The organism is Leifsonia sp. Leaf336 (genome assembly GCF_001423695.1).
Classification (GTDB): Bacteria; Actinomycetota; Actinomycetes; order Actinomycetales; family Microbacteriaceae; genus Leifsonia.
On the sequence record NZ_LMOZ01000002.1, the window covers coordinates 253,687 to 269,205 of the forward strand.

Consider the following 15,519-nt stretch of genomic DNA (forward strand, 5'->3'; position numbering starts at 1 on the left):
ATCTCGCGGTCGCGTCAGTCGAGGTGGTCGAGATAGCGGAGGATGATGCCCTCGCGCAGTGCCCACGGGCACACCTCGAGCTCGGCGACGTCGAGGGCGCGCATGGCCTCCCGCAGCACCACGCCGCCGGCCACGATCTGGAACGTGCGGTCGGCGGTGATGCCGGGCAGCGCGGTGCGCGCGTCGGCCGGCAGCTGCGCCAGTCGGGGCACCCAGTCCGCCAGCTCGGAGCGGCGCAGGAGGCTGCGCTCGGTGCCGCCGGGGCCGCTCGCCGTCGAGCCGGCCAGCCGGGCGAGAGAACGGATGGTCTTGGACGTGCCGATGACGTGCTCGGGTCCCCGGCCGGAGAACTGCCCGACCGCTTCGGCAAGGGTGGCCCTGGCGTGATCGCGCAGCGCCGTGAGCTGGTCGTCGGTCGGCGGGTCGTCGTGCAGGAACCCGATCGTGCTGCGTCCGGCTCCGAGCGGGAGGGACACCGCGGTGTCCGGGTATTCGTCCGCGCCCGCTGCGATCTCGAGCGAGCCGCCGCCGATGTCGAGCAGCAGTAGCGATCCGGACGACCACCCCGACCAGCGGCGCACGGCCAGGAAGGTCAGGCGGGCCTCGTCCTCGCCCGAGAGCACCTGCAGCTCGACGCCGGTCTCAACGCGGATCCGCTCGAGGATCGCCGGACCGTTGGCGGCCTCCCGGATCGCGGACGTCGCGAACGGCAGGAGCGCCTCGATGCCCTCGGCCCGGCCGACCTCGACCGCCGCGCGGATGGCCTCCAGGATGGCGGCCTCGCCGTCTGCGCTGATCGACCCGTCGTCGGTGATGTAGCGCATCAGCCGCAGCACCGACTTGTGCGTCGCCGCGGGAAGCGGCCGGGCGCCGGGGTGGGCGTCGACGACGAGAAGGTGGATGGTGTTCGATCCCACGTCGAGGACTCCGAGTCGCATAGTGAAGAGAGTAACGGTCGCGCGAACCTCGCCGACACGCCGTGGAACACGGGTCGATCCCCGCGACACGCCGCGCTCTTCCCCCCACTTCGGAGGGGTCGATGTCGGTGGTTCCGCGTAATCTCGCAGGTGAGGCAAAGAAGGCCCGAAAAAACTCGAAAACACTACATGTAGTGGAATGACAATCGTGTCATTCGGGTTATATAGTGGGTAAACACCGCGAGACACACGGTGAAACAGACTTCACGGGGAGGCCAACATGGACTACGAAAACGACAGCGTCGGCGGCTACGCAGTTCCCGTCGACCCGATGGACCTGCTGCAGTGTGACAGCTGCCAGTAGTCCACTGATACTGCCTCGAGAGCCCCGGCGCTTCTGCGCCGGGGCTCTCGTGTTTCGTAGAATCGTCGGGTGCCAGTGAATCCAGAGCTCGTGGGGCGCAGCTTCCCGCCGACCCCTCCCTACCTCGTCGGGCGTGAGAAGGTGCGCGAATTCGCCGCCGCCGTCCTCGCCACCGACCCGATCAGCTTCGACGTCGACGCCGCGCAGGCCGCGGGCCACGCCGACCTGGTGGCGCCGCCGACGTTCGCGGTCGTCGTGCAGCAGCTCACCCTCGACCAGCTCCTCGCCGACCCCGAGGCCGGGATCGACTTCAGCCGAGTCGTCCACGGCGACCAGCGCTTCACGTTCTCGCGCCCGGTCATCGCGGGCGACGAGCTCACCGGGACGCTCACCGTGACCTCCGTCAAGTCGCTCGGCGCGCACTCGATGGTCACCGCTGAGACCGTCATCGTCGACGACGCCGGCGAGCACGTCGTCACCACCGTGTCCACCCTGGTCGTTCGAGGAGACGAGTGATGTCCGCACCCGAGTTCGAGTCCCTCACCGTCGGCGACGTGGTCGCCGAGCGCACTTTCGACCTCAGCAGGGACGCGCTCGTGCGTTATGCGGGCGCCTCCGGCGACTTCAACCCGATCCACTACCGCGACGACGTCGCGACCTCGGTCGGCCTCCCCGGTGTGATCGCTCACGGCATGCTCACGATGGGTCTGTCGGTGCAGCCGGTCGTGGACTGGGCTGGGGACCCCGCGCGCGTCGTCGACTACCAGGTGCGTTTCACCCGTCCCGTGGTCGTCGATCCGACGAGCGGCGCGAGCGTGCAGGTGACGGCCAAGGTCGGGCAGCTGGACGCGGAGGCGCGGGTGGCGCGCATCGACCTCACGACCACGTTCAATGCCGAGACCGTCCTCGGCAAGGCGCAGGTTCGCGTCTCGCTCGCGTGAACGACGCGATGACTGAGGCCACTGCCCTCGCCGAGCTCACGACCATGCGGGTCGGAGGCGTGCCGGAGGCCCTCATCGCGCCGGCGGATACCGACGCTCTGGTCAGGGCGGCCCGCGATCTCTGGGATTCGGGGGAGGAGTGGCTCCTCCTCGGCGGCGGCTCCAACACCGTCGCCAGCGATGACGGCTTCGCCGGCACGGTCATCCACGTGGTGACGCGGGGCATCGAGCGAATCGACGCCCCGAGCGGTCGCGTGCGGCTGCGGGTGCAGGCGGGCGAGCCGTGGGACGAGGTCGTCGCACTGACCGTGCGGAACGGCTGGTCGGGGGTGGAGGCGCTATCCGGCATCCCCGGATCCACCGGCGCAGCGCCGGTACAGAACATCGGCGCGTACGGGCAGGAGCTGGAGTCGGCGCTCGTCGGTGTCGACTTCCTCGACGCGGCCACCGGCGAGGTGGTGCGTCTGTCACGTTCCGAGCTGGAGCTCGGCTACCGCACGTCGGCGCTTAAGCGCGGGAGGCTCGGTGTGGTGCTCGCGGTGGAGCTGGAGCTGTCCGACAACACCGTGCCCGGCGGCGTGGGCGCGCCGCTCAGTGCCCCGGTCGCATACGCGCAGCTGGCCGACTCACTCGGCGTGCCCCTCGGCAGCCGGGTTCCCGTCGCGGAACTGCGCCGTGCCGTGCTTGGGCTGCGCGCCTCCAAGGGGATGGTGCTCGACCCCGACGACCCGGACTCGGTCAGCTCCGGCAGCTTCTTCACGAACCCGATCGTCTCCGAGTCGTTCGCGCGAAGCCTTCCCGCGAACGCACCGCGCTGGCCCGTGACGCCGCCCGAGCCCGATGTGATCATCGGACTTCCCGCCGGCGGCGTGCACCCGCTCGACATCCCGCCGCTGGCGGACGGCCCGTACGACGTCAAGCTCTCCGCCGCCTGGCTGATCGAGAACGCGGGCATCCGCCGCGGCTTCGCCCTCCCCGGCTCGGGAGCGGGCATCTCGTCGAAGCACACCCTCGCCATCGTCAACCGCGGCCACGCGAGCGCATCGGACGTCGCCCAGCTGGCGTCGTTCATCCAGTCGCGTGTTCAGGCCGAGTTCGGCGTGGTGCTCCGCCCGGAGCCGGTGCTGGTCGGCCTGACCCTGTAGGGCTGCGCGGACGGGGCCGGAACCCTCAGAGGCGGACGCTGTACAGACCGGCGATGGGTACTCTGGCGGCCTTCTCTGAGAGGACTCTCACTATTCGTTCTTATGCTGTGCCGCATGGGATTCCTCGATCGTCTCCTGGGCCGCGAAGAGCCGCAGGACGAACGCACTCAGCAGTACCCGCCCGCTCAGCAGTACACCCCAGCGCAGCAGCAGACGCCCGCGCAGCAGAACCCGGCTGCGCCCGCTCACGCCGACGCACGGCCCGCGCAGCGCAGCGACGACGAGATCGCCGTCGAGCGCTACCGCTACCTTCTGCGCACCGCCCCACCCGAGACGATCGAGCAGGTGCACGAGGAGGCCTTCGCCAAGCTGACTCCGGAGCAGCGGCGCCTCGTGTTCCAGGAACTCTCCGCCAACGCACCGTCAGGTGAGCAGCCACGAGGAGACGACGCTCGCTCGCTCGCCCAGGCGGCGACGCGCTCCGAGCTGCGCCAGCCCGGCACCCTGGAACGCTCGCTCGGCACCCGTCCTGCGGGTGGCATGGGCTTCGGCAGCATGTTCGCGAGCTCGCTGCTCGGCAGCGTGGCCGGTTACGTCATCGCCTCCACCCTCGTCAGCGCGTTCCTCCCGGCCCCCGGTGTCGACCAAGCGGCGGGCGACGGCGGGTCGCCCGACTCCGGCTCAGGTGACGCCGGCACCGGTGACGGCGGTTCCGCCGACAGCGGGACCGACGCCCAGGCCGCTTCCGCCGACGCCTCCGGGGCAGACACGGCGGGCGGTACCGACGCGGCCTCCGGCTGGGACCCCGGTGTCGACGACGGCGCCTCCGGCTGGGATGGCGGTTCCGGGTGGGACGCTGGTTCCGGCGGACTCGGTGATTTCGGTGGCGGCGACTTCGGCGGCGGCGATTTCGGCGGCTTCATCTGAGCTTCCGGCCCGTCACGCCCGCAGAGCGGCAGCGAACGGCAGTACCCCTCCTGCACCGGCACGCCTCAGCTCGCGTCCGGCGACCGTGATCGTCCACCGGCTGTCGATGACGTCGTCCACGAGCAGCACCGGCTGTCCGGACGGTATGTCGAGCCCGCCTGCGTCGAACCGGTCCCAGACGCCGGCGAGGCGATAGGTGCTGTTACCGCCCGCGCTCCCCGACGGACCGCCTCGCCGGAGGGCGAGCGCTCCGAGGTAGGGGAGGCGCCCGATCTCCGCCAGGCCTCGGGCGAGGCTCTCGGTGAACAGCGGTCGCGAGCGGGACGGCACCGCGACCACTGCGCCCGGCCGCTGCGACCAGCCCCACTGGGCGAGCACCTGAACGCACGCCCGCAGGATCTCCGGTGGGCACTCGGCGTCGGGTGACTCCGGAGCCAGCAACCCGCGGAGACGACCTCCCCAGCCCAGGTCCGTCATCCGGGCAAGCACTCGACCCGGCTCGAGCTGCTCGTCCGGCGGGATCTTGCCACGCACGGGAACGCCCAGAGCGTCCGCGCCGGTCGGCCACAGCTTGCGTGGTTCGACGGGTACGCCGGCTCGGTCGAGTTCCGAGGCGACCGCCTGCGCGGCGTCGGCAGCCACCGCGCTCGGGTACCAGGCCCCGGCGCAGCGGTCGCATCGTCCGCATGGTCCGGCGTCGGGGTCGTCGAGCTGGCGTTGCAGGAAATCCATGCGGCAGCCCGCCGTGCGTTCGTACTCGATCATCGCGCGCTGCTCGGCCTCTCGAGCTGCCGCGATGCGTTCGTAGCGTTCGCGGTCGTAGGCCCACGGCCGACCAGTGGAGATCCATCCGCCCGGCACACGCCGCACGGCGCCGTCGACGTCGAGCACCTTGAGAAGGAGTTCGAGTGCGGACGATCGCAGGTCGACACGGCTCTCGAGCACCCGCGTGGACTGCGCCCGATCGCCCAGGGCGCCGAGTAACGCGGACGCCTTCTCCTCCGTTGGCATCGCGGCGGTTGCGAAGTACTGCCAGATCGCGTGGTCCTCGGCGCCCGGCAGCAAGAGCACATCGGCCGTTTCGGTGGCGCGCCCTGCGCGCCCGACCTGCTGGTAATAGGCAACGGGCGATGAGGGTGCTCCCAGGTGCACGACGAATCCGAGGTCGGGTTTGTCGAATCCCATCCCGAGGGCGCTGGTGGCCACGAGCGCTTTCACCTCGTTGCGCTTGAGCCTCCCCTCGAGCTCCTCCCGCTCGGCAGGATCGGTCTGGCCCGTGTAGGCCGCGACATCGTGACCGGCCTGCCTGAGCACGCGCGCGGTGTCATCGGCGGCTGACACCGTGAGCGTGTAGATGATGCCGCTGCCCTCCAGATCGGGAAGGTGCCCGGCGAGCCAGGCCAGACGAGCGGTGGCGTCATCGAGGGCGAGGACCCCGAGCCGCAGCGAGCGGCGGGCCAACGGCCCGCGGATCGTGCGCACGGCGCCCGCGCCCGACGTGCCCCCCAACTGTTCCTCGACGTCGGCGACGACACGCTTGTTGGCCGTGGCCGTCGTGGCGAGCACGGGAACGCCCTCGGGCAGCGCGCGCACGAGCTCTCGCAGCCGGCGGTAGTCGGGCCGGAAGTCGTGGCCCCAGTCGGAGATGCAGTGCGCCTCGTCGATGACCAGGAGCCCGCACCGTTCGACGAGCGCAGGGAGGTGCTCATCGCGGAACTCCGGATTGTTGAGCCGCTCCGGCGAGACCAGGAGCACATCGACCGTGTCGTCTCTCAGGCGGCCGACCACCTCGTCCCACTCGTGGCGGTTGGCGGAGTTGATGGACAACGCTCTGACGCCTGCACGCGCGGCGGCCTCCACCTGGTCGCGCATCAGAGCGAGGAGCGGCGAGACGAGGATGGTCGGGCCGGTTCCGCGTTCGCGCAGGAGCATCGTCGCGACGAAGTACACCGCGGACTTGCCCCACCCGGTGCGCTGTACCACCAGCGCCCTGCTCCGGTCGTCGACCAGGGCCTCGATGGCCTCGAACTGACCGTCGTGGAACTGCGCGTCCGGACGCCCGACGAGGGCGCGTAGACGGGAGAGGGCTCGATCGCGGGTGGTCTCTGACGTGGTCTCGGTGGTGCTCATGCAGCCATCGTTCCAGAAGCGACCGACGCGCGACCGGGTCGGCGATGATCTGTGGAGAGCTCACGTACGAGCGAGATTGTGAGGGAAAGTGGCGATGGGTGAGGGGTGGGATGAAATGGCCGCAGCGAACCGCCGGTAGAAGGGAAGCGGCCGAAATCGCGACGATTCCCGCACCTACAGTTCCAGCGTGTCCACTACAGCCCCCACCCGCACACCGTCTCCCCTTCGCCCCTTCGAACTCCGGCTCCGCCTCCCGAACGGCACCGCCGCCGTGGTCGTGATGGACGCGCGCAACATCGGCGAGGCCCTCGACAAGGCGCGCAACGCGCTCGGCGACGTCCAGGTCATCGAACCGAGCTGAGATGGCGTCGGCATCCACAGCTGGCGACCCGCTCCGCGTGATGCACGTGGTCGACAACCTCGGGCAGGGAGGCGCCCAGCAGGTCGTCGTCGACCTGTCCAATTGGCTGGCGCGCGACCACGGTGTGGAGGTCTCGGTCTACGGCGAGCGTGGAATCGCGGTCGGGCAGCTGGCACCATCCGTACGCTTCATCGCCGCCGAAGGCGGTAGCTTCTTCGGTCAGACGAAGGCTCTCCTCGAGGCGGCACGCCAGGTCCGTCCTCATGTCCTGCATGCTCATCAACGCAGGGAGGCCCTGCAGGCACTCGTCATCGGTCGCCTTCTCGGGATCCCCGTCGTCGAGCACGCGCACACCCGCCTGCCCACCGTACGGCCGCGCGCGCTCTCCTTCCGCAGCCGCGTGATCTTCGCCGTCGGCCCGACGGTCGCCGAGATGGTTGTGGTTGACGCGGGCCGCCCGCGTGAGCGCGTGGTCGTCGTCGGGAACGCGCCGGCGCAACGACAGGTCGGATCGCCATCGGCTCCGAACCCCCCGACCTCGCCGCTGCACGTGCTCGCGGTGGGCCGCCTCGCGGAACAGAAGGACCCTCTTCGATTCGTGCGTGTCATCGCCCGGCTCTCCCGCGATATTCCGGTAGAGGCGACGTGGGCAGGCGATGGCGAGCTGAGTGCCTCGGCTCGTCGGTTGGCACGCGAACTCGGAGCACCCATCGACTTCATCGGTCACGTCGACGACGTCTCATCCCGGCTCGATGACGCACACTGCCTGGTGATGACCTCGCGCTGGGAAGGGACCTCGTTGGCCGTGCTGGAGGCATTCGACCGCCAGAGGCCGGTCGTGGCCACAGTGTCCGCGTCCAACGGCCTTCTCTCCGAAGGACGAGGTTTCGAGGTCGCGGATGACGCAACGGACGCACAGTTCGCTGCGACGATCGCCCGCGTCGTCGAGCACGATGGCGATCGCAGCAACGCGGTCGAGGCCGCGAAACGCTGGGTCGACGCGGAGGCGTCTCCCCAGCGGGTGTTCGAGCCGATGCTCGCGGCCTACCGCCGACTGAGTGAGCCAGTGCGGCGAGCATGAACCCCGTCCTCCTGCTCGGAGCTGCCGGGGGACTGCTGGGCGTTGTCCTCTTCATGCTTTTCGTTCCCCCTCGGTTGAGCCGCGGCGTCGCGGTCGGACTCGCACTTCTCGTCATCACCATTGGCGTGGACAACGGAGCGCCGGAGGCCGTTTGGCAGGTGAGTGCGATCGTTGCGAGCGCGATCCTCATCCTCTCGTTGGTGCGTTCGCGTGCGATCCGTTCGGGCGGCGTCCGGTTCTGGGTGGTGGCCGGCTGGCTGGCGTACCTCGTCCTCGGGATTCTGCTCACCGGAAGCTGGCCGTTGACCTGGACGGTGATCTATTTCAGCGTTGCCGGACTAATGGCCTGGGTCGCGGCGAGAATCGACCCGATCGAACTCCGAGTCGTGTACGCGTTCGTCGCGACCGCCGCGGCCGTACAGGTCGCGATCGCCGTGCTCGAGGTCACGGTCCTCCCGGAACCGATCTGGGGATATGTCGGCGGTGTCCGCTGGAATCCGCTCACGGGCGACGAGCTCGCGCGCACGCAGGGCACGCTCGGGCATCCGATCCCATTCGCGATCTTCTGCGGCTTCGCCTTCATCATCGCGTGGTCCAATCCGGCTCGGTGGTCGCAGAAGGTGCGCCTTATCAACCTCAGCGTCGCGACGGCCGGTATCGCCCTCTCGGGGACGCGAAGTGCGATCCTGTCGATCGCGGCGGGCATTCTGGTGCACGTAGCCCTCAATGGTTCCCTCGCGAAATGGTTGCGATCCGTCGTGATCCTCATCGCGGTCGGAATCGTGCTTCTCAACATCGACATCGGCATTGTTCGGATCGCTGAAGATCTGATGGACTCCGGGTCGTGGACGCACCGCCTCGGTGCGCTGGTGTCGGTGCCGGCGCTGCTGGACAGACCACCTGCCGAGTCCTGGTTCGGCAACGGCTTCGGGAGCATCGTTCAGCTGTACGACCGGGGCCTCATGCAACAGATCTACCTGGAGACCGTCGACAACATGCTGGTCTACGCCTTGGGGACCATGGGCATTGTCGGCGCGATCGTTCTGTTCGCGCTCTCGGTCGTCACGTTCGCCTTGAGCGACCGAACCGTGCGCGCAATCTTGGTGATGGTGTTCGCGATGTATTTCTCGTTCGACGTGTGGACGTGGATCAACATCGGGGTACTCGTCTGCATGTTCATGGTGTTGCCTCGTTCGGATCGCTCCGTCGACGGTCCTGTGCTCGATAGAAGCGGACTCGTCGTGCGAGCGGGAGTGACTCCCTGAACTCGTTATAGCGGCAGTGAGGCTTCCCTCGTCAGCTACGGCTTGCGCGTCGCGAGCGCTGCTCGTTCGCCTGCCCGTCCACCGAGGTGTCGCCTCCTGCTTCGATCGAAGCGACCGGCTGCGCCTCGCCTGACTCGTCGGCGTTCGACGTGTAGTAATTGCTGCGGTAGTAGCCGTAGTCGTGGGAGTCGATCCCCCTCGGGGGAATCTTGTTGAGCACGACGCCGAGCACTTTACCGTTGACTCTCACTACGGACCGGTACGCCTTCTCGAGTTGCTCACCGGTGACCTGCTTGGCACCGACCGTGATGACCACGCCGTCCGCGATGGTGCCCATGATCGCCGCATCGGTGACGGAGAGGAGCGGCGGTGCGTCGAGGATGACGATCGCCACGTCGGCAAGCGCACTCACGAGTTCTCGCATCGTCCTCGATCCGAGCAGCTCACTCGGGTTCGGCGGGACGCGTCCTGCTCCGAGTACGCGCAGATGGGGACTGTCTGACGGGGCCTGAAGTGCATCGTTGAGATCGACGCGTCCACTCAGGACGTCCGTCAGGCCGACGCCGCTCCGCAGCGAGAAGAGGGTCGACTGCATCGGGCGGCGGAGATCGCAATCGATCACGACCACGTTCGAGTTCGCCGACGCGATCGCGTCCGCCAGATTGGCCGTCAGCGTCGACTTGCCTTCGCCCGGGATGGAGCTCGTGACGACGATCACCTTCGGCGGCTGGTCGACGTCGATGTAGCTCAGGTTGGTGCGGAGTTCTCGGAGCGATTCCGAGATCGTGAACAGCTCGACCGCATCGTCACCTGAGTCGCTGTCGGTGACACGCCGGCGGTCCTCCAGTGCCGGACTGGCGGGGATGGTGCCGATGACGGGCGCACCGAGCAGCCGTTCGATCTGTTCCACAGAGCGGATCCTGCGATCGAAATGCTGCCGCAGCAGGCCGTACACGACCGCGAGCGCGATACCGGCGAGAATGGCCAGCACGAGGGCCGTCTGGACGTTCGGAGACGACGGAAAATACGGAGGGCGTGCCGACGCGAGCGCCACGAATGAGATCGCGGGCTCGGCGATCGCACCCTCGGGTGCCTCGAGAGCCCGTACCTGCTTCGTGAGCCCAGCGATCCACGCGTTCGCCAGCTTCGCCGCGCCGTCAGGTGTGCTCGCGCGGGCGGTGATCTCGATCACCGCGGTGTCCGCGGGGAGGCTCGCTTGGATGTGCCCGAGCAGGTCGCCGATCGATCGATCGGTGCCGAGTATCTTCCGAGCGCGATCAGCCACGGCATCGGAGTTCGCCACGCGGACATAGGATTCGGCGCGCGACTTGGCGAGACTCTCTCCAGCGAACGCCATCGATAGGCTTTCGCCGGTCGCCGCCTGGGTCAAACCGCTCGCGGTGGACTCGTACACGCGTGGTTGCACGGCCGTGAGCGCCGCGACCAGCCCGACGGTCAACATGACGATTGCAAGTTCTCCGACCCAGTACCGCCGAAGCAGCTGTACGAAGTCGCGCACATCCCGCCCTCGGGTACTGGCTTCCGCGGTTTCGGTCTGCGAAGACATTCTCACAGTCCCCTTCTGCCGTTCGACGGCATAACGTCGTCCGGCTCGGGCCGGGTCGAGTCGAGCAGGCGTAGCCGTTCGAGCTCTGCTATCAGGTTCACGCAGTCCTCCGCCGCAGTTTCGGGATGTTCGGGATACAACCGGAGGACTTCGGCGACGATCGCCGCGTCGCTCGCATGCCCGTTGAATCGTGTCCACAGTTGCGATGACGTGCCATTGAGCTGGAACTGCCGGAAATCGTCGGTGTCCGCGATGACGCAACTGTCGGCAGTGGATCCCACCCACACGATCGTTCGCCCATGTCGATGCACGACCTCAGCGAAATCACCTTGGGCGTCACCCGAGCTCAGGGTCGCCATTCGAGGATTCCTCCCTCGATCAAGCCGTCGACGACACGGCGGAAGTGCATCTCGTCGTCGGAGACGCGACCGTGGATACCGCGAAGCACACGCAGCAGTACGACCTCCGGGGTGGGTCGGATGGTGTGCAGCCACATGGTCCGAGCAATACCGGACAGCACCTTCACATGGCCGCCTTGCGCGACCAGGATCACCCCTGAAACCTCGATCGCATCGTCGACCAGAGCCTGGACCAACCCGGTTCCGGTCTCTTCGTGATGTCGTCGCGCGGGGAGGAGGAATGCCAACTCATCCGATCCCAGGGGAGGAGAGGCCGGAGGGCCGGCATACGGATCGATGTCCCGCACGTCGGAATACGACAACCGCTCGAAGCCTCCAACCTCGCGGGCGAGATGCGCGAGCGCGAACAGTGGCGTGGGGTGCGAGCTCAACCCGGAGAGTTGAGCGACGACCGCCATGATCCCTTCCGCAGTGCTCAGGCGAGCCGAGGTCGGCGTGTGCGGCGTGTGGCGACGATCGACGATCAGCACGCGGCCGACTCGGAACCGGTCGCGCGTCGGGAGGACGAGGCCGAGTTCGGCGGGTGAGGTCTCCGTCTTGCCGCCCAGCTCGCGCACGACCGAGAGCGGCTTGGGGTACGGAAGGACGTCTGTCTGCTCGTCGACGAACGCGGTCTCGTCCGTAAGATACGAGGCCGCCCGGGCGAGGTAGGCGATCGCCGTTGTCTTTCCCGCGCCCGACGGCCCGACCAGCAGGAATGCCCGGCCGTGTGCGTCCGCTCCCGCGGCGGCGTGAAAGAGCAGTCCGCGACCAAGGTTGAGCTCGATGAGGGCCAGCGTGATGAGCGATGTCGCCTGAGCCTGTGCAGCGTCGAGCGCTTCTCTGTCGTTCTCCGGCACCGCGACGGTGAGTTCGCGCGCAGCATGCCCGCTGTGGTTGTCCAGAAGGTGATTCCACGCGGCCGAGAACTCCGCTGCTGCTGCCTCGGCGCCGAGGCCGACGAAGTCGAGCCTCAGCCGATGCCGCAGTGCGGCGATGGCGAGGGCTCGGCGCGGTGCGCGCAGATCGCTCGGGTTCGCGGGCATGTGCCTCCTCGGGATGTGGCGATTGAAATCAGGCGCAGATCAGTATCAGGGGGACCGCCCGGTCGGCCGTATCGGGGCGGGGGGCGCGCGAGAGCGTGACCGCGGAGCCACTTCAGGTGAGGACTGGCCAGTGTGACGCGATTGTGAGCCGAAATTCCGGGTGAAGTGCTACCTCAGACCATCAGGGATTTCGTATCGGCGTCCCGACGAGGCCACCGTGACCAGCGCATGCTTCTCTTCAGCCACGGCGGCCGTTGCGCGGTGCGGCGGCCGATAGATCGAGGGAAGTATCGATGCCCGACACTCGCTTTTCCATCCTGTTCGTCTGCACCGGCAATATCTGCAGGTCGGCGATGGCAGAACGTCTGCTGCGATTTCGTCTGGACAGGGTCGGTCAGGTCGGTGTGTCCGTGTCGAGCGCCGGTACGCGGGCGGTCGTCGGGCGGCCGATGTCGTCGCAGACCCGACCTCGGCTCCGTGCGCTCGGGGGTGATCCGGAGGATTTCGTCGCGACGCAGTTGACGGAGAAACGCATCGCGTCCGCGGACCTGATTCTTGGGATGGCCGCTGAGCACACCGATCGGGTCCTGGCGCTCGAGCCACGCGCTTTCGCGCGCACGTTCCTCCTGATGGAGTTCGCCCGCGCGATCTCGGGCGGGAACGGTTCGCCCGGTGCCGACGACCCTCGACGCTGGCCCGTGCTCACGAGCCGGGCGATGGAAGCACGCCGCACGGGGCTCGTCCCCCTTCGCGAGGACGACGACATAGACGACCCATACGGGCATGACGATCAGGCGTTCGATGACATGGCGGGGCGACTCGGGCCGGCCGTGGACGCGCTCGTCGGTGGTCAGGTGATCGAGCGATGAGCGTCGGTCTCGAAGAGCTCGGGTTCGAAGCCCAAGCCGACGCCGAAGCCCCAGCACGGCATCGAGGCCGCGCCGCGCGAAGGCCTGGGAAGCGGAACGACAAGCGTCGGCGTCGCGTCTGGATCTGGGTCACTGCGGTGCTGGTCGTCGTCCTGCTTCCTGTCGGGCTGATCGGCGGCTACTTGTTCTGGCTGGGCGCCTCGTTCGACGACAGCGTCAGACGGATCAGCCATGCGTTCCCCGCGGAGAAGGGCCGCCCTGCCGCCGTCGCCGGGGTCACGAACATCCTCCTCATCGGCTCCGATTCGCGGACAGGTCTGGGCGATGTCATGAAATCGGGTCCGACAGGCGACCGATCGGACACCCTCATGCTGGTCCACATTCCAGCCGATCGCTCGGGTGTCGTCATCGTCTCCTTGATGCGAGACCTGTGGGTGCCCATCCCCGGTCATGGCCACGCGAAACTCAACGCTGCCTTCAGCTGGGGAGGCACACGGCTTGCGGTGCAGACCGTAGAGGGCCTGCTCGATGCGCGGATCGACCACGTGATGGTGGTCGACTTCGGCGGATTCGGCTCCATCGCCACAGCCCTGGGAGGTGTCGAAGTCTGGTCGGACCGGGCCTTCACGTCCAAGAACATGCCTGGTTACAGCTTCGAGCAGGGCATCAACACGGTTGAGGGATCCGCGGCCCTTGCATTTGTTCGCGAACGATACTCGTTCGCTGACGCGGACTTCCAGCGCGTCCGCAATCAGCAAGCCTTCATCCGCGGCGTGCTGCACGGATTCATCTCGAAAGAGACGTTGCTGAATCCCGTCCGCACGCAGGCTGCCATCCAGACGCTCGCCACATACCTGGCGGCCGACTCCGGTCTGACCGCGCCTGTGGCCGGGGGGCTTGCATTCGGGCTCAACGGCTTGAAGCCCGACGCGATCCGCACATTGACGCTCCCGACGGCGGGGACGGGCACATCACCCGACGGCCAGTCGATCGTGCGTCTGGACGAGGCGCGAACCGCGGAACTCAGAAACGCACTGGCCGCCGACGATGTCATCGCCGTGCTCGACAGCGGTGCCCTCGGAAACGGGAGGAAATGATGCTGAGAACCGACGTGCCACGCGCACACCGGCCGGATTCGCTGAGCGTCCGGGAGCGGAACGTCATCGCCCTCGTGGCCACGGACGCCGTGGCCGTCGCCGGCGCGCTCGCCGTCGCTCACACGTTTCGTTTCGGGGCCGGCGGCGATGAGCTGTTCGCCCTCGACATCTCGTATGTCGTCTTCTCGATAATCCTCGCTGTCGCGTGGCTCCTCGCTCTTGCCGCAAGTGGTGCGTACCTCACGTGGCCCAAGCGACTGGAAGGTCCCTCGTACGGAGCGCCGATCCGAGCCACGGTCAAACTCGTCGCCACTCTCGCGGTCGCATCGCTTGCTCTGCAGCTCGATCTCTCGCGCGCCTACCTTGCATTCGCGATCCCGCTGGGCCTCCTTGCGCTCCTCGTCGTCCGGCTGGTCTGCCGCGCTTGGATCTACGGTCACCGCACTCGCGGCAGGTACATCCGACGGGCACTCGTGGTGGGGACCCCGGAGCGTGTCTCCGAACTCGCACACGCCTTTGCTGAGCGCGCTGCACCTGTGGCGGTCGATGTCGTCGCGACGACCGGGATCGAGAACGCCAAGGGTTCGCATCTCCGTTCGCTGGTCGCGGAACATCGGGTCGACATCGTCGTCCTGACCGAAGAACGCGAGGGCGCCAACGTGCGGCAGCTCCTCTGGGACATCGAGGGAGTGGGCGCCGTCGTCTGGCTCTCGACGGATGTCCCCGAACTCGCGGCGCCGCGCGCGGCGTATCACCCGATCGAACGGCTGCCGATCATCGAGGTGGAGCCGGCCGACCGCTCCATCAGCCGCCGCCGCGCGAAACGAGCGTTCGACATCGTGTTGAGTGCGATCGCGCTTGTGATCCTCCTTCCGGTCATCCTCTTCGTGGCGCTGCTGATCAAGCTGGACAGCCCGGGGCCGGTGTTCTTCCGTCAGTCTCGGATCGGCCGGGATGGGGAGACCTTCGGGATCGTCAAGCTACGCACGATGCGCGTCAATGCCGAGGCCGAGCTCGCCGGCCTCCTCGACCGCAACGAGGGAGCCGGACCCCTTTTCAAGATGAAAGACGATCCGCGCGTCACCCGCGTCGGGGGGTTCCTCCGTCGTACATCGATCGACGAGCTACCTCAGCTGTGGAATGTCCTCAAGGGCGACATGAGCCTGGTCGGACCGCGGCCGCCACTTCCGTCGGAGGTCGCAGAGTACGACGACCCGAGTCATCGCCGGCTCATCGTCAAACCCGGGATGACCGGCTTGTGGCAGGTGAGCGGGCGCTCCGACCTGACGTGGGAGCAGGGTGTCCGGCTCGACCTCTTCTACGTCGAGAACTGGTCGGTGCCCGGCGACATCCGCATCCTCATTCAGACCGTCGGGGTCGTTCTGCGGCCGAACGGAGCCTACTGACGCTC

General features: G+C 67.9%; 15 protein-coding genes. 10 read left to right on the forward strand and 5 right to left on the reverse strand.

Going from position 1 to position 15,519, the window contains the following annotated elements:
- Positions 1–14: 14 nt before the first annotated feature.
- Positions 15–938 carry a Ppx/GppA phosphatase family protein gene (locus ASF88_RS10135; protein WP_055917576.1) on the reverse strand — a complete coding sequence of 308 codons (924 nt, stop codon included), beginning with the start codon at positions 936–938 and terminating at the stop codon, positions 15–17.
- A 412-nt stretch (positions 939–1,350) separates the two neighbouring features.
- On the opposite strand from ASF88_RS10135, the gene ASF88_RS10145 reads away from it, so the two are divergent.
- The 4 genes from ASF88_RS10145 to ASF88_RS10160 all read left to right on the forward strand — a co-directional run bounded on the left by ASF88_RS10145 (position 1,351) and on the right by ASF88_RS10160 (position 4,294).
- Entirely contained in the window at positions 1,351–1,797 is a 447-nt protein-coding gene (locus ASF88_RS10145) for a MaoC family dehydratase N-terminal domain-containing protein (protein ID WP_082518890.1), read from the forward strand.
- Positions 1,797–2,222, forward strand: coding sequence for a MaoC family dehydratase (locus ASF88_RS10150; protein WP_055917583.1), 426 nt, complete (start codon positions 1,797–1,799; stop codon positions 2,220–2,222). Before ASF88_RS10145 ends, ASF88_RS10150 begins: the two co-directional genes overlap by 1 nt.
- Positions 2,223–2,230: 8 nt before the next feature.
- Positions 2,231–3,367, forward strand: a complete 1,137-nt coding sequence (locus ASF88_RS10155; protein ID WP_055920260.1) for a UDP-N-acetylmuramate dehydrogenase — start codon at positions 2,231–2,233, stop codon at positions 3,365–3,367.
- 114 nt (positions 3,368–3,481) lie between these two features.
- Positions 3,482–4,294 carry a hypothetical protein gene (locus ASF88_RS10160; protein WP_055917586.1) on the forward strand — a complete coding sequence of 271 codons (813 nt, stop codon included), beginning with the start codon at positions 3,482–3,484 and terminating at the stop codon, positions 4,292–4,294.
- 12 nt (positions 4,295–4,306) lie between these two features.
- On the opposite strand, the gene ASF88_RS10165 is transcribed toward ASF88_RS10160, so the two are convergent.
- The gene (locus ASF88_RS10165; protein ID WP_055917591.1) at positions 4,307–6,424 is read right to left on the reverse strand and encodes a RecQ family ATP-dependent DNA helicase; all 2,118 of its coding nucleotides are present in this window, start codon (positions 6,422–6,424) and stop codon (positions 4,307–4,309) included.
- A 187-nt stretch (positions 6,425–6,611) separates the two neighbouring features.
- Here ASF88_RS10165 and ASF88_RS20360 point away from each other — a divergent pair, with 187 nt between their 5' ends.
- The 3 genes from ASF88_RS20360 to ASF88_RS10175 are packed head-to-tail and all read left to right on the forward strand — an operon-like array spanning position 6,612 to position 9,131.
- Positions 6,612–6,785: a hypothetical protein gene (locus ASF88_RS20360; protein WP_157498304.1), complete on the forward strand. Its 174-nt coding sequence runs from the start codon at positions 6,612–6,614 to the stop codon at positions 6,783–6,785.
- Between the two features lie 46 nt (positions 6,786–6,831).
- Entirely contained in the window at positions 6,832–7,866 is a 1,035-nt protein-coding gene (locus ASF88_RS10170; protein WP_162242569.1) for a glycosyltransferase family 4 protein, read from the forward strand.
- The gene (locus ASF88_RS10175) at positions 7,863–9,131 is read left to right on the forward strand and encodes an O-antigen ligase family protein (RefSeq protein WP_055917595.1); all 1,269 of its coding nucleotides are present in this window, start codon (positions 7,863–7,865) and stop codon (positions 9,129–9,131) included. Before ASF88_RS10170 ends, ASF88_RS10175 begins: the two co-directional genes overlap by 4 nt.
- A gap of 31 nt (positions 9,132–9,162) precedes the next feature.
- Here the strand turns inward: ASF88_RS10175 and ASF88_RS10180 are convergent, their stop codons facing one another.
- The 3 genes from ASF88_RS10180 to ASF88_RS10190 are packed head-to-tail and all read right to left on the reverse strand — an operon-like array spanning position 9,163 to position 12,142.
- Complete coding sequence (locus ASF88_RS10180; protein WP_082518891.1) at positions 9,163–10,698, reverse strand: polysaccharide biosynthesis tyrosine autokinase; 1,536 nt, start codon at positions 10,696–10,698, stop codon at positions 9,163–9,165.
- 2 nt (positions 10,699–10,700) lie between these two features.
- Positions 10,701–11,057: a PqqD family protein gene (locus ASF88_RS21160; protein WP_055917601.1), complete on the reverse strand. Its 357-nt coding sequence runs from the start codon at positions 11,055–11,057 to the stop codon at positions 10,701–10,703.
- Positions 11,045–12,142 carry an ATP-binding protein gene (locus ASF88_RS10190; RefSeq protein ID WP_055917604.1) on the reverse strand — a complete coding sequence of 366 codons (1,098 nt, stop codon included), beginning with the start codon at positions 12,140–12,142 and terminating at the stop codon, positions 11,045–11,047. The genes ASF88_RS21160 and ASF88_RS10190 overlap by 13 nt, the downstream gene beginning before the upstream one ends.
- A 293-nt stretch (positions 12,143–12,435) precedes the next feature.
- Between ASF88_RS10190 and ASF88_RS10195 the strand changes: the two genes are divergently transcribed.
- Genes ASF88_RS10195 through ASF88_RS10205 form a run of 3 tightly spaced genes read left to right on the forward strand, consistent with a single transcriptional unit; the run spans position 12,436 to position 15,514 of the window.
- Positions 12,436–13,011 (forward strand): arsenate reductase/protein-tyrosine-phosphatase family protein, encoded by a 576-nt coding sequence (locus tag ASF88_RS10195; RefSeq protein WP_055917608.1) that lies wholly within the window; start codon positions 12,436–12,438, stop codon positions 13,009–13,011.
- On the forward strand, positions 13,008–14,108 hold the full coding sequence (locus tag ASF88_RS10200; RefSeq protein ID WP_055917611.1) for an LCP family protein: 1,101 nt from the start codon (positions 13,008–13,010) through the stop codon (positions 14,106–14,108). Before ASF88_RS10195 ends, ASF88_RS10200 begins: the two co-directional genes overlap by 4 nt.
- Positions 14,105–15,514, forward strand: a complete 1,410-nt coding sequence (locus ASF88_RS10205) for a sugar transferase (RefSeq protein WP_082518892.1) — start codon at positions 14,105–14,107, stop codon at positions 15,512–15,514. Before ASF88_RS10200 ends, ASF88_RS10205 begins: the two co-directional genes overlap by 4 nt.
- The last annotated feature ends 5 nt before the right edge of the window (positions 15,515–15,519 follow it).